This window comes from Marinobacter sp. C2H3, from assembly GCF_037080155.1.
Taxonomy (GTDB): domain Bacteria; phylum Pseudomonadota; class Gammaproteobacteria; order Pseudomonadales; family Oleiphilaceae; genus Marinobacter.
This window is the reverse complement of record NZ_JBBBNZ010000001.1, coordinates 694,136-707,830: the sequence shown is the minus strand read 5'-3', so window position 1 is coordinate 707,830 and position 13,695 is coordinate 694,136. Positions and strand designations below refer to the sequence as shown.

9 protein-coding genes are annotated in these 13,695 nt (G+C 65.3%); 7 read left to right on the top strand and 2 right to left on the bottom strand.

What is annotated here, in order from left to right:
- Nucleotides 1–72 precede the first annotated feature (72 nt).
- Entirely contained in the window at nt 73–1,377 is a 1,305-nt protein-coding gene (gene urtA, locus V3388_RS03020) for an urea ABC transporter substrate-binding protein (protein WP_336366037.1), read from the bottom strand.
- Nucleotides 1,378–1,738: 361 nt separating this feature from the next.
- Here urtA and atzF point away from each other — a divergent pair, with 361 nt between their 5' ends.
- The 3 genes from atzF to V3388_RS03005 all read left to right on the top strand — a co-directional run bounded on the left by atzF (nt 1,739) and on the right by V3388_RS03005 (nt 8,151).
- Nucleotides 1,739–3,574 (top strand): allophanate hydrolase, encoded by a 1,836-nt coding sequence (gene atzF, locus V3388_RS03015; protein ID WP_336366036.1) that lies wholly within the window; start codon nt 1,739–1,741, stop codon nt 3,572–3,574.
- A 66-nt stretch (nt 3,575–3,640) separates the two neighbouring features.
- Nucleotides 3,641–7,273: an urea carboxylase gene (uca, locus tag V3388_RS03010; protein ID WP_336366035.1), complete on the top strand. Its 3,633-nt coding sequence runs from the start codon at nt 3,641–3,643 to the stop codon at nt 7,271–7,273.
- Nucleotides 7,274–7,467: 194 nt separating this feature from the next.
- Nucleotides 7,468–8,151 carry a GntR family transcriptional regulator gene (locus V3388_RS03005; RefSeq protein ID WP_336366034.1) on the top strand — a complete coding sequence of 228 codons (684 nt, stop codon included), beginning with the start codon at nt 7,468–7,470 and terminating at the stop codon, nt 8,149–8,151.
- A gap of 162 nt (nt 8,152–8,313) precedes the next feature.
- On the opposite strand, the gene V3388_RS03000 is transcribed toward V3388_RS03005, so the two are convergent.
- On the bottom strand, nt 8,314–8,451 hold the full coding sequence (locus V3388_RS03000) for a hypothetical protein (protein WP_336366033.1): 138 nt from the start codon (nt 8,449–8,451) through the stop codon (nt 8,314–8,316).
- Nucleotides 8,452–8,603: 152 nt separating this feature from the next.
- Here V3388_RS03000 and V3388_RS02995 point away from each other — a divergent pair, with 152 nt between their 5' ends.
- From V3388_RS02995 to V3388_RS02980, 4 genes are all read left to right on the top strand, one after another.
- Nucleotides 8,604–8,873, top strand: coding sequence for a ComEA family DNA-binding protein (locus V3388_RS02995; protein ID WP_336366032.1), 270 nt, complete (start codon nt 8,604–8,606; stop codon nt 8,871–8,873).
- Nucleotides 8,874–9,068: 195 nt separating this feature from the next.
- Complete coding sequence (locus tag V3388_RS02990; RefSeq protein ID WP_336366031.1) at nt 9,069–10,031, top strand: ABC transporter ATP-binding protein; 963 nt, start codon at nt 9,069–9,071, stop codon at nt 10,029–10,031.
- On the top strand, nt 10,024–12,921 hold the full coding sequence (locus V3388_RS02985) for a Gldg family protein (protein ID WP_336366030.1): 2,898 nt from the start codon (nt 10,024–10,026) through the stop codon (nt 12,919–12,921). The genes V3388_RS02990 and V3388_RS02985 overlap by 8 nt, the downstream gene beginning before the upstream one ends.
- Nucleotides 12,921–13,658: a DUF4340 domain-containing protein gene (locus V3388_RS02980; RefSeq protein WP_336366029.1), complete on the top strand. Its 738-nt coding sequence runs from the start codon at nt 12,921–12,923 to the stop codon at nt 13,656–13,658. The genes V3388_RS02985 and V3388_RS02980 overlap by 1 nt, the downstream gene beginning before the upstream one ends.
- Nucleotides 13,659–13,695: the final 37 nt, after the last annotated feature.

Here is a 13,695-nt window from a genome sequence, read left to right as displayed (position 1 = left end):
CTCCTGTCCTGTGGTGGGGAGAAAAAGCGTGCGAGAGTGGCCGGGCCCACGATCGGGCCCGGCCTGTGCCGGTTAGTTGCTGGCGGCCACGTCGGCCTTGCCACCGCAGGTACCGGTGACCACGTTGAAGTTGCCGCAGTGCAGGGGCTTGCGCCAGTCGCTGATCAGGTCCTTGGAGCCCGGCAGGTAGTCAGACCAGGCGTCGCCGGCGACGGTGGACGGGGTCTGCCAGACCACGGAGAACTGCCCGTTGTCCTGGATCTCGCCGATCAGCACCGGCTTGGTGATGTGGTGGTTGGGCATCATGGTGGCGTAACCGCCGGTGAGGTTGGGTACGCTCACGCCGATGATGGCGTCTTTCACCGCGTCCACATCGGTGGTGCCGGCTTTCTTGACCGCTTCGATGTACATGTTGAAGCCGATGTAGTGGGCTTCCATCGGATCGTTGGTGACGGCGTCTTCCTTGCCGGTGAAGGCGGTCCAGTGGTCGATGAAGTCGTAGTTGGCTTCGTTATCCACGCTCATGAAGTAGTTCCACGCGGCCAGGTGGCCCACCAGCGGGGCGGTGTCGATGCCGGAGAGTTCCTGCTCACCCACGGAGAAGGCGATCACCGGGATGTCCGCAGCGTCCACGCCCTGGTTGGCCAGCTCGCGATAGAACGGCACGTTGGCGTCGCCGTTGATGGTGGACACCACGGCGGTCTTCTTGCCGGCACTGCCGAACTTCTTGATGTCCGAGACGATGGACTGCCAGTTGCTGTACCCGAACGGGGTGTAGTTCACCATGATGTCCTTCTCGGACACGCCGTGATCCTTCAGATACGCCTCGAGGATCTTGTTGGTGGTGCGCGGGTAAACGTAGTCCGTGCCCGCCAGCACCCAGCGCTTCACGCCCACCTGGTTCATCAGGTAATCCACGGCGGGAATGGCCTGCTGGTTGGGCGCGGCGCCGGTGTAGAAGACGTTCTCGGAGGATTCCTCACCCTCGTACTGCACCGGGTAGAACAGCAGTCCGTTCAGCTCTTCCACCACCGGCAGCACGGACTTGCGGGACACCGAGGTCCAGTTGCCGAAGATCACGTCCACTTTGTCCTTTTCCAACAGCTCCCGGGCTTTTTCCGCGAACAGCGGCCAGTTGGAGGCGGGGTCCACCACCACCGGCTCGAGCTTGCGGCCGAGTACGCCGCCTTTCTCGTTCTGCTCCTTGATGAGCATCAGCATGGTGTCTTTGAGGGCCGACTCGCTGATCGCCATGGTGCCGGAGAGCGAGTGCAGAATGCCCACCTTGATGGGGCCCTCGTCCGCGGCCATGGCGTTGAAGGAAAGCGTCAGTGCCAGCGCGGCCAGTCCCTGTTTCACGTGTTTTTTCATGGTCATTGTGTGCGTCCTTTTCATCGGTTATGTCGAACTGCTTTGGGGTACTGCGGTGTATCGTCACGCAGGGCCGCCGTTGCATCTGCCGTTCCAGCTTCTCCGTTAACCGATCAAAAACAGCCACTTAACTAGTATACAAGTACTAAACGCACGACAACTGCCTCAAAAATCCCGCTAAAACCCCGATTTTGCACTGCGTTTTTGGTGCACGTGCACCGCCATGGCGCAGGGTGTCGCCAGGGCCGGCGCCAACGAATCCGTGCAATTAACTGTTATATAGGCATTTTTCCGTTTTGTGCCGGGAATGGCACGGCCATTGCGATGCCACATGTATACAAGTTTCCCAGAACGGAAGGACCACCCCATGCACTCAACCCTTGGATGGACGCTCAGCGACTGGCAGCGGGCCTATAAAGACGGCGCCTCGCCCCGGGCGCTGCTGGGTGAACTGTTGGACGCCCTGCCCGCCGATGACCCGGCCTGGATTGCCCGGCTGGACGACGATCAGCTCAGCGCCGCACTCGACGGCCTGGAGCGTGCACTCGCCTCGGTGGAGGGGGACCTTGACCGGCTGCCGCTCTTCGGCGTGCCGTTCGCGGCCAAGGACAACGTCGACGCTGCGGGTTTTGACACCACCGCCGGCTGCCCCGCGTTTGCCTATACGCCCACCCGGGACGCCACCGTGATCGCCCATCTCCGGGCCGCCGGCGCGGTACTGATCGGCAAGACCAATCTGGACCAGTTCGCCACCGGCCTGGTGGGTACCCGCTCTCCTTATGGTGCGGTACCCAACGCATTCAAACCCGAGGTTGTCAGCGGCGGCTCCAGCTCGGGCTCGGCCTCCGTGGTGGCCCGGGGGCTGGTGCCGTTTGCCCTGGGCACGGACACCGCCGGCTCCGGCCGGGTGCCGGCGGGGCTGAACAACCTGGTGGGGCTGAAGCCGACCCGAGGCTGGTTCAGCCTGCGGGGCGTGGTGCCGGCCTGCCAGTCCCTGGACTGTGTATCGGTGTTTGCGCTCACGCTGAACGATGCCGCCGACGTTGCCGAGGTGCTGGGCCAGTACGATCCCATGGACGCTTTCTGTCGGCCCGCCCCCGAGGCCCTGCCAGCTCACGCGCCCGCGCTGCGCCGGCCGGGACCGCTGCGCAGGCTGGCCATTCCCGAGCGCCCCGAGTTCTTTGGGGATACCCAGGCGGAAGGCGCCTGGAACGCAGCACTGGCCCAGTGGCGGACGCTCGCGCCGGACGGCGTGGAGCTGGTCCCGATGGATTTTGAGCCGCTGCTGGCCCTGGCCTCGCTGCTGTACGACGGCCCCTGGGTGGCCGAGCGCCACGCGGCGGTGGCGCCGTTCCTGGCCAGCCACGCCGAGGCCATGGACCCGACCGTGCGCCAGATCATTGCGGGCGCCGACCGCTTTACCGCCACCGACACCTTCCTGGCCCAGTACCGGCGCGAGGAAATTGTGCGCCAGATGGACATTCTGCTGGCGGACATTGACGGGTTGATGGTGCCGACCGCGCCCACGGCACCGACGATTGCCGCGGTAAACGCGGACCCGGTCACCCTCAACAGCCAGCTGGGTACCTACACCAATTTCGTCAACCTGGCGGATCTGTCGGCCCTGGCGATTCCTGCCGGGTTCCGGGCCGACGGCCTCCCCTTTGGCGTCACCCTGATCAGCGGCGCCTGGAAGGATCGCTCCCTTCAGGCCCTGGCCCGGCGCTGGCTGAACGCCCATCCGGCGCCGCTGGGCGCCACCGACCGGCCGCGCCCGTCCGAGGCGGCCAGCCCGAAGCCGGACGTGCCCATGGTGCAGGTAGCCGTGGTGGGCGCTCACCTTTCGGGCATGCCCCTGAACCACCAGCTCACCGAACGCAGCGCCCGCCTGCTGGAACAGACCACCAGCGCGCCGGCCTACCGCCTGTACGCCCTGCCCAACACCACCCCGCCGAAACCGGGCCTGCAGAGAGTCGCCCAGAACGGCGCCAGCGTGATTCTGGAAGTGTGGGAACTGCCCGCCGCCGCCTTCGGCAGCTTCGTTGATCTGGTGCCGGCGCCGCTCGGCATCGGCAGCGTCGAGCTGGCCGACGGCCGCTGGGTGAACGGGTTCATCTGCGAGGGGCTGGCGATTGCGGGGGCAAGGGATGTCACCGAATACGGCGGCTGGCGGGCCTTTGTGAAAGCAGGGGCAGAAGAATAACAGCAGGGGTCAGATGAAAGCGTTCATCTGACCCCGGACTCAGGGATTAAAAGGAGACACCAGACCATGTTCTCAAAAGTTCTGATCGCCAACCGGGGCGAGATTGCGGTGCGCACCCTGCGCACCCTCAAGGCCATGGGCATCGCCAGCGTGGCGGTGTACGCCCATCCGGACCGCCACAGCCAGCACGTGACGCTGGCCGACGAGGCGGTGGCGCTGGCCGGCAACAACGCGAGCGAGACCTACCTCGACAAGGCCCAGATTCTGGCGGCGGCCCGGCAGACTGGCGCCGAAGCGATCATCCCGGGTTACGGGTTTCTCTCGGAGAACGCCGAGTTTGCCGAAGCCTGCGAGGCGGAAGGCATCGTCTTCATCGGCCCCACCCCGGAGCAGATGCGCGAGTTCGGCCTGAAGCACCGGGCGCGGGAACTGGCGGAGGCCGCCGGCGTGCCCCTGGCCCCCGGCAGCGGCCTGCTGGACACCCTGGAGGAAGCCCTGCAAACCGCCGGCCGCCTGGGCTACCCGGTGATGCTGAAAAGCACCGCCGGCGGCGGGGGCATCGGCCTCACCCGCTGCAACAGCGAAGCGGAACTGCGGGAGGCCTTCGACACCGTGCGCCGTCAGGGCCAGAGCTTTTTCAACGACAGCGGCGTGTTCCTGGAACGGTTTATTGCCCGGGCCCGCCACGTGGAAGTGCAAATGTTCGGGGACGGCCAAGGCAACGTCGTCGCCCTCGGCGAGCGGGACTGTTCCCTGCAGCGGCGAAACCAGAAAGTGGTGGAGGAAACCCCGGCACCCAACCTGCCGGCGGCCACTCGCCAGGCCATGCTGGATGCCGCCGTGGCCCTCGGCCAATCGGTGAACTACCGCTCCGCCGGCACGGTGGAGTACATCTACGACGCCGACCGGGACGAGTTCTACTTCCTGGAAGTGAACACCCGCTTACAGGTCGAGCACCCGGTGACGGAGTCCGTCACCGGCCTGGACCTGATCGAATGGATGCTGAAGATCGCCGCCGGGGAAAGCCCGGATCTGGCCGGTTTCGAGCCGGCGCTGAACGGCGCCTCCATGGAAGTGCGCATCTACGCCGAAGACCCGCTCAAGGATTTCCAACCCTCCCCCGGCGAACTCACCGACGTGCACTGGCCGGCAGACGGCGTGCGGGTGGATACCTGGGTAGAAAACGGCAGCGAGGTGTCTGCCCATTACGACCCGATGATTGCCAAGCTGATCGTGCACGGCACCGACCGAGCCGACGCCCTGGCCAAACTCAGGGCCGCCCTGGCCGAGACCCGCCTGATGGGCATTGCCACCAACCTGGACTACCTGCGCCAGGTGGTGGCCCAGAAGAGCTTTGCCGAGGGCATGGTCTCCACCCGGGCGCTGGAGAGCTTCGCGTTCAAGCCCTCCGTGGCGGAAGTGGTCAAACCCGGCACCTACACCACCGTGCAGGACTACCCGGGCCGGGTGGGCTACTGGAACATCGGCGTGCCGCCCAGCGGCCCCATGGACGACTACGCCTTCCGCATTGCCAACCGTATTGTCGGCAACCACACCGAGGCCGCCGGCCTGGAGGCCACGCTGATCGGCCCCAGCCTGAGGTTCCACAAAGATTCCGTCGTCGCCCTGACCGGCGCCCTCACCGAAGCCACTCTGGATGACAAGCCGGTGGCGTTCTGGAAACCCATCACCGTGAAAGCCGGCCAGGTCCTGGCGGTGGGTAAGGCCATCAAAGGCTGCCGCACCTACCTCTCGGTGCGCGGCGGCTTCGATGTGCCGGTGTACCTGGGCAGCCGCTCCACCTTCGCCCTGGGCCAGTTCGGCGGCCACGGCGGCCGGCCGCTGCGACCGGGTGATATGCTCGGCATCAGCCAGATCGACCTGCCCGCCTGCACCACCGCGGCACCCACGCACGATCCCGCACCGGCGGACCCGGACCTGATCCCCGACTACCCCAGCCACTGGGAAATCGGGGTGCTCTATGGCCCCCACGGCGCCCCGGATTTCTTCACGGAAGACTCCATCAAGCAGTTCTTCGAGCAGGACTGGGAGGTGCACTACAACTCCAACCGCCTGGGCATCCGCCTGAACGGACCCAAGCCCGAGTTCACCCGGGCCGATGGCGGCGAGGCGGGCCTGCACCCGTCCAACATCCACGACTGCGAATACGCCATCGGCTCCATCAACTTCACCGGTGACATGCCGGTTATCCTTACCAAGGACGGGCCCAGCCTGGGCGGCTTTGTCTGCCCGGTGACCATTGCCAAAGCCGAATTGTGGAAAGTGGGCCAGGTGAAGCCCGGCGACACCATCCGGTTTGTGGCCATCGATAACGACACGGCGGTGCAGCTTGCCGAGCGCCAGGAGCTGGCCATCCAGAGCCTGATGGCGCCGCCACCGATCACCCTGACCGCGCCGGACCTGGCACCGCTGAACGGCCTGTCCGCCACCGTGCTGGCCCACCTGGACGCCGCCGACGGTCGCCCGGAAGTCACTTACCGCCAGGCCGGCGACCAGTACATACTGCTGGAATACGGCGCCAACGTGCTGGACCTGGGCGCCCGCCTGCGCATCCATGCGCTGATGGAAGCCATCGCCGACGTTCAGCCCGGCGGCCTGCTGGAACTCTCCCCCGGCGTGCGCTCCCTTCAGCTGCGCTACGACGCGCGCCGCTTGTCCCAGCAGTCCCTGATGACCTACCTGCTGGACCTGGAAGCCACGCTGCCCGCCACGGATGAACTCAAGGTCCGCAGCCGGGTGATTCACCTGCCCATGGCCTTTGAAGACAGCGCCACCCTGGAGGCGGTCGACAAATATCGGCAGTCCGTCCGCGACACCGCGCCGTGGCTGCCCAACAATGTGGACTTCATGCAGCGCATCAACGGCCTGCCCAACCGGAAGGCGGTCAGAGACGTGCTTTACTCCGCCCGCTACCTGGTGCTGGGTCTGGGGGACGTCTACCTGGGCGCCCCCTGCGCCGTACCCCTGGACCCACGCCACCGCCTGCTCACGTCCAAATACAACCCGGCCCGTACCTACACCGCCGAGGGCACCGTGGGCATCGGCGGCATCTACATGTGCATCTACGGCATGGACTCCCCCGGCGGCTACCAGCTGGTGGGCCGAACCCTGCCGATCTGGAACAAGTACCTGAAGAACCCCCAGTTTGCCGACGGCGCGCCCTGGCTGCTGCGGTTTTTCGACCAGGTGTGCTACTACCCGGTGACCGAAGCCGAGCTGGACGAGCTGCGCGACCGGTTCCGCGCCGGCCAGTTGACCATAAACATCGAGGAGGAGACCTTCGACCTCAAATCCCACCAGGCCTTCCTGGACGCCAACGCGGACAGCATCGCCGAGTTCCGCGAACTGCAGCAGGCGGCCTACGCTAAGGAGGTGGCCCTGTGGAAGGACAGCGAAGCGGCGGAACTCGATAAACTGGCCAAGGCGCCCCCCAAAGCCGATGCCTCCGATCTGGAGAAGTTCGGCGAACTGGTCAGCGCCGAGATTGCCGGCAACATCTGGAAGTGCCTGGTGAAGCCCGGCGATACCGTGGCCGAGGGTGATCCACTGGTGATCGTGGAGGCTATGAAGATGGAATTCGAGGTGAATGCGACCCTCGCCGGGGAGATCAGTGCCATGCACGTGGAGCCTGGCAAGGCTGTGACGCCCGGGGAGCCTTTGTTGAGCATCAAGGTTTGAGGGCTGGAGTCGGCCTTCTCTTGCCGCATGTTTTGGTGTGGCACCGATGGGGCCAGGGATGGGTTCGCGGCGGCTTTTGCAAAGCCTTCCCGATCGTCGCGCCCAGCGCCATGCTCAGAGGGCAAACCACCCGCGAACCCACAAAGAAGGGCAAACAAAAGAACATGGCAACAAACACCAAACGAAAAGCGTCCATGGCAGACAGGGTCTACGAGGCCCTGAAGGACGACATCTTTGAGTTCCGCCTGATTCCCGGGGACAAGTTCAGCGAGGGCGACGTCGCCACCCGCCTGAACGCCAGCCGCACACCGGTTCGCGAGGCCCTGTACCGATTGCAGCGGGAAGGCTACGTGGAGGTGCTGTTCCGCAGTGGCTGGCAGGTGAAGCCGTTTGATTTCCAGCAGGTGGAAGAACTCTACGACCTGCGCATTACCCTCGAACGGGCGGCCATGCACAAGATCTGCGGGCTGGACGAGGCGACGCCGACCATTCGCACTCTTACCGCCATCTGGAACCCGGACCACCCCTCCGAGCGCGCCGTCGGCAGCACCGTCCGGGCCCTGGACGAAAGCTTCCACTGCGATCTGGTCGCCGCCGCCGGCAACCGGGAGATGACCCGCATCCATCGGGAAATCACCGACCGCCTGCGCATCATCCGCCGTCTCGACTTCACCCGGGACGACCGCATCGACGCCACCTATACCGAACACGCCGCCATCCTCGATGCACTCCGCCAGGGCCTCGCCAGCGACGCCGCCGACCGCCTCACCCAGCACATCCGCGCCAGCCAGAAAGCCGTCCGCGCCATCACCATGGAACGCATCCGGGAGGCCGCTGAAGCGCACCGACTGGCCCGTGAGACGCCTGCAAACAGCTGAACTTCGGTTCAATGTTAATACTTCCAAAAGACTTACATCCCTGTAAGAAATCTCTCACGTTTCGCAGAGCGGTTCTCCCCTAGGACGAAAACCGGGGCCCTGTAGAATGAACATTGTCAGGGATGACACGCCAGCACGGATCGCTGGTTCAGGGAAGATGCTTCACGGACGAAGACGCTCCAGGGACAGGGAGCCGGCCAGGGAACCAGGCCACAGGGACGACCACAGGGAAGACGCGCTCAGGACGATGCGCCGCCTGAAGGACCAGGCAGGGGTCAGCCACGGAATACGGTACCACACGGACAGTGGTCCGGTTCCGTGCACTTCACCCCACTATGGGTCACCCCCACCCAATCCCGAAACGCACGCTTGCCACTTTACCTCCCGGTCTGTACCGGTGTGCTGTCCCGAGGCACACCCCATCACAGACACTTAACCGTTCGGGAGACACCATGAAACGCACCCCACTCATTGCCACCCTCGTTCTGCTGTTCAGCCTCATGACCGGCTTTGCACACGCCGCCGGCGCCCCGGTGAACGTGAACACCGCGGACGTTGCCACTCTGGCCACCCTCAACGGCATTGGCGAGAGCAAGGCCCAGGCGATCGTCGCGGACCGGAAAGCCAACGGCCCGTTTACCGCACCGGCCGATCTGGCCCGGGTCAAAGGCATTGGCGAGCGCACCATTGAGCGCAACGCGGACCGGCTGACGGTCAAGTAACGCGCCCTCCGGCGGCCGCACCTCGCGGCCGCCTACCGTACCCACCTTTCCAAAGCCTTAATCCCTTGTAATGCTTTCCAAATTTTAACGGAATCAAATCAGCTAGTTACGGTCACTTCGTTCGGCTCCCGGCGTTCAACCTGCGCTAGGGATACCACTTCCAAGAAGAACACCAACCCAGAACGGAGTGACCAAATGATCCAGGTGGATAACCTGACGCGCCGCTATGGCGACGTCACCGCAGTGGATAACGTGTCGTTTTCCATCGGCCGCGGTGAGGTGGTGGGTTTGCTGGGCCACAACGGCGCCGGCAAGACCACCATTATGAAAATGCTCACCGGTTACCTCGAGCCGACCTCCGGGGCCATTCAGGTGGATAACCTGAGCATTGGCCCGGACACCCGAACCATCCAGACCCGCATTGGCTATCTCCCGGAAAACTGCCCGGTCTGGCCGGAAATGACGGTGATGGACTATCTCCAGTACCAGGCCGCGCTGCACCACATTCCCCAGCCGGATCGTCACCGCGCCATTGCCCGGGCCATTGAGCGGGCGGACCTGAAAGCCAAGGCCACCGCCGAAATCCAGACCCTGTCCCGGGGTTATCGCCAGCGGGTGGGCGTGGCCCAGGCCATCCTGCACGAACCGGCCATCGTGATTCTGGATGAGCCCACCAACGGCCTGGACCCCACCCAGATCCACCAGATGCGCGCGCTGATCAAGGATCTCTCCCGGACCGCCACGGTCATTGTCTCCACCCACATCCTGCAGGAAGTGCAGGCGGTGTGTGAGCGGGTGCTGATTCTCCGGGCCGGGCAACTGGTGATCGACAAGCGCCTGGAAGAACTGCAGGGCAGCGACCGGGTGCATCTGGTGACTGGCGCAGACGCCCGCCCGGCACTTGAGAAGGTAGCCAACCTCTCGGTGGTGGAGCCGATCCGAACGGAAACCGGACGGAACGGCCAGGGCCAGAGCGCCGGCCAGCGTTTCGAGTACCGGCTGCTAGCGGACGAGTCCCTGGTGCCGGAAATTGCCAGCCAGTTGGTGGCGGCGAACGTCCCCATTCTGTCCCTGGCCCAGGACCAGCAGGATCTCGAGCGCGTATTTGCGGAGGTGAACGGCCAGGCCGCCGGCTCCGGGGAGGTGGTCCATGGCTGATCTGCTGAGCGTCGCCCGCAAGGAATTCCGGGGCTTTTTCGCCTCACCCGCGGCCTACCTGTTCATGGGGCTGTTTGTGGCGGCCTGCCTGTTCGTGTTCTTCTGGGGCGAGGCCTTCTTCGCCCGCAACGTGGCGGACCTGGAACCCCTGTTCCACTGGCTGCCCCTGCTGCTGATTTTCCTGATTGCCGCCCTGACCATGCGCAGCTGGTCCGAAGAGCGACGGTCCGGCACTCTGGAAAGTCTGCTCACCTCACCGGTCAGCCTCTGGCAACTGGTGCTCGGCAAGTTCCTGGCCGCACTCGGCCTGCTTTGCATTGCCCTGCTGCTGACCCTGCCGCTGCCCATCACCGTTGGGCTGCTGGGCCCCATGGACACCGGCCCGGTGGTCGGTGGCTACCTGGCCACCCTGTTCCTGGGCGCAGCCTACATCGCCATTGGTCTGTTCACCAGCAGCCGCACCGACAACCCGATTGTCGCGCTGATGGTCACGGTGCTGATCTGCGGGCTGTTCTACCTGGTGGGCTCCACGTTCATCACCAATCTGGCCGGCGGCGGCCTGGCCCAGTTTTTGTCCCTGCTCGGCACCGGCAGCCGGTTTGAGTCCATTACCCGGGGTGTGCTGGATATCCGGGACATCTACTACTACCTGTCCCTGACCGGCGTGTTCCTGGCGCTGAATGTGTACACCCTGGAGCGCCTGCGCTGGGCCGGCAATCCCACGTCCGGGCGCCATCGCCGCTGGAAATTCGTGGCGGCCCTCGCGGTGGCCAACCTGGTGGCCGGTAACCTGTGGCTGCAACCGCTGACCTCGGCCCGGGCTGACCTCACCGAGCACCACCTGTACACCCTTTCCAACGCCACCACTCAGGAGCTGGCCAACCTGCGGGAACCGCTGCGCATCCGGGCCTATTTCTCCGAGAAGACCCACCCGCTGCTGGCGCCGCTGGTGCCCCGGCTGAAGAGCCTGCTGGAGGAATACGGCGTGCGCGGTGGCCAGAACGTACAGGTCACCTTTGTGGACCCCACCAAGGATAAGGCCGCCGAAGAAGAGGCAGCGCGGCGCTACGGCATCCAGCCGGTGCCGTTCAAGACCGCCAGCCGCTATGAGTCCGCCATCGTCGATTCCTACTTCGACGTGGTGATCAACTACGGGGATGACTACCAGAAGCTCGGCTTCAAGGACCTGATCGACGTGAAGGCCCGGGGCGAAGGCGATCTGAAGGTGGCCCTGAAGAACCCGGAGTATGAGATCACCCGCGCCATCACCCGGCTGGCCCGCAACTACCGCTCCGGCGGCGACGCCTTTGCCGCCATCCAGCAGCCGGTGACCCTGGATGCCTGGGTGTCGCCGAAGGATAAACTGCCACCGGATCTGCAGGCGTTCCGGGGCGACCTGAGCAAGGTCATTGACGCCCTCAAGGCACGGGCCAAGGGGCAGTTGACGGTAAACCTGCAAGACCCGGACGCGGGCGACGGCGCACTGGCCAAGAAGCTCAGTGATGAGTACGGCTTCAGCCCCCTGCTGGCCAGCCTGATCAACCCGCAACCGTTCTGGTTCCACCTGATGCTGGAAAGCGGCGGCCACCAGGTGCAGGTGCCCCTGCCGGACACTCTGGATCAGGCCAGCCTGCAGAAGGCCTTTGACGATGCCCTCAAACGGCTGGTGCCGGGCGCCCTGAAAACCGTGGCCCTGGTGGCACCGCCGGGCAACCAGTACCAGCGCTCGGACTACACACAGCTCACCCAGAGCCTGCAGGAAAACGCCCGGGTGGAGCACACCGACCTGTCCGACGGCACCGTGCCCGCCGGCACCGACCTGCTGCTGGTCATGAATCCCCGGGGGCTGAGCGACAAGGCCCTGTTCGCCATGGACCAGTTCCTGATGCGGGGCGGCCGGGTGATCCTCGCGGCGTCGCCGTTCGACATCAACCTGTCCCGCTCCCTCAGCGCCAGCAAGCAGGCCACTGGCCTGAAGGACTGGCTGGCCCACAACGGCATCGACCTGAAGCCATCGCTGGTGCTGGACCCGATGAGCGCGGAGCTGCCGGTACCGACGGAGCGGACCGTTGGCGGCATGACCTTCCGGGAAATCAACATGATGCCCTACCCGTTCTTCGCGGACCTGCGGGACGATCAGTTGAACCCGTCCCACCCGGTCACCGCCAACCTGTCCCAGATGGTGGTGAGCTGGCCCTCGCCGATGACCATTGATTCCGGCAAGACCGGCAAGCTCGAGGTCACCCGCCTGATGGAAACCTCGCCCCGCAGCTGGACCACCGACAAGCCGTCCGTGGTGCCGGACTTTGAGGCGTATCCTTCCAGCGGCTTCGCCCCGGGCGACGTGCGTCACTCGGCGCTGATCGGCGTGGCCCTCAAAGGCGAGTTCACCTCCTGGTTTGCCGACCGGGATTCGCCGCTGCTGGCCAAAGCTGCCGACAAGGCCGACGACAAAGCCGGCAGCAAGGCGGCCAACGGCAAGCCCGGTGCGAAGGCCGCCGGCAAGGACGATGCCTCAAGCCTGCCCTCCACCGTCATCCGCAAGTCGCCGGAATCTGCCCGGCTGGTGGTGGTCAGCAGCGGCTCGTTCGCCTCGGACACCATGCTGAACCTGGTCAGCCGCAGCCTGGGCACCGTCTACACCCAGCCGGTCTCCTTCATCCAGAACGCGGTGGACTGGTCCCTGGAAGACCCGGCGCTGGTGGCGCTGCGGGGCGAATCCCGCTACGCCCGCACCCTGGTGCCGCTGACCCGGCAACAGCGCATGGGCTGGGAGTACGCCAACTACGGCATGGCCCTGTTCGGGCTGCTGCTGATCTGGCTCTGGCGCCGGCAGGTGCGGGCCAGTGATCAACGTCGTTATCGCAGAATCCTGGCGGAGGTGGCCTGATGAACCGGAAAATCACCCTGTTGTCTGTTCTTCTGGCCGCGCAGCTGGTGCTGGCCGGCCTGGTGTGGAGCCACCAGGCCGCTGGCCCGGCGGTCAGTAACGCGCCGCTGCTGGCCCAGGTGGACAGCGCGGACGCCATTACCGTTGTCGATCCTGAGGACGGCACCCTGGTGCTGAAACGCCAGGGCGACGGCTGGCAATTCACCCTGAGCAAGGCCGGTAACACCAACACGGGCGACAAAGCGGCGGCCAGTGACGACCAGGCCGCCGCCAAGGCGACAGCGGATACCCAGGCCAGCGGCGAGCCGCAGCCCGCCGCCAAGGACCGGGTGGAGAAGCTGATCGGCGAACTGGCCGCCCTGAAGAAAACCTTCCCGGTGGCGAAAACCGACGATGCCCAGGAGCGCTTCAAGGTCGCCAGGGACGACTTCAAGCGCAAGATTGTGCTTGCGAAAGGCGACGATACCCTGGCCATCCTGTATCTGGGGACCTCGCCCTCCATGGGTGAGAGCAACGTCCGGGTAGGCGGAGACAACGCCATCTACCGGGGCAAGCTCGCGGCCTATCAGGTGCAGGTGACCGAGGACGCCTGGAAGCAGCCGCCGCCCCCCAAGCCCAAGCCCGCCAAGAAGGATCAGGCGGACACCGCCGGCAGCCAGAACGCCAAGGCGAGCGCCGACGACGCTGCAACGGCGCCCGCCGGCGATGGCGGTCACGCAACCACGGCCACGGAGTAACACGGCCAGCAACGAAAAAGCCCCGGCGCGCTACCGC

Bases quoted from the DNA above. Each gene is read 5' to 3' on its own strand.
- urtA (WP_336366037.1), bottom strand. From the start codon at position 1,377: ATGACCATGAAAAAACACGTGAAACAGGGACTGGCCGCGCTGGCACTG.
- atzF (WP_336366036.1), top strand. From the start codon at position 1,739: ATGCACTCAACCCTTGGATGGACGCTCAGCGACTGGCAGCGGGCCTAT.
- uca (WP_336366035.1), top strand. From the start codon at position 3,641: ATGTTCTCAAAAGTTCTGATCGCCAACCGGGGCGAGATTGCGGTGCGC.
- V3388_RS03005 (WP_336366034.1), top strand. From the start codon at position 7,468: ATGGCAGACAGGGTCTACGAGGCCCTGAAGGACGACATCTTTGAGTTC.
- V3388_RS02995 (WP_336366032.1), top strand. From the start codon at position 8,604: ATGAAACGCACCCCACTCATTGCCACCCTCGTTCTGCTGTTCAGCCTC.
- V3388_RS02990 (WP_336366031.1), top strand. From the start codon at position 9,069: ATGATCCAGGTGGATAACCTGACGCGCCGCTATGGCGACGTCACCGCA.
- V3388_RS02985 (WP_336366030.1), top strand. From the start codon at position 10,024: ATGGCTGATCTGCTGAGCGTCGCCCGCAAGGAATTCCGGGGCTTTTTC.
- V3388_RS02980 (WP_336366029.1), top strand. From the start codon at position 12,921: ATGAACCGGAAAATCACCCTGTTGTCTGTTCTTCTGGCCGCGCAGCTG.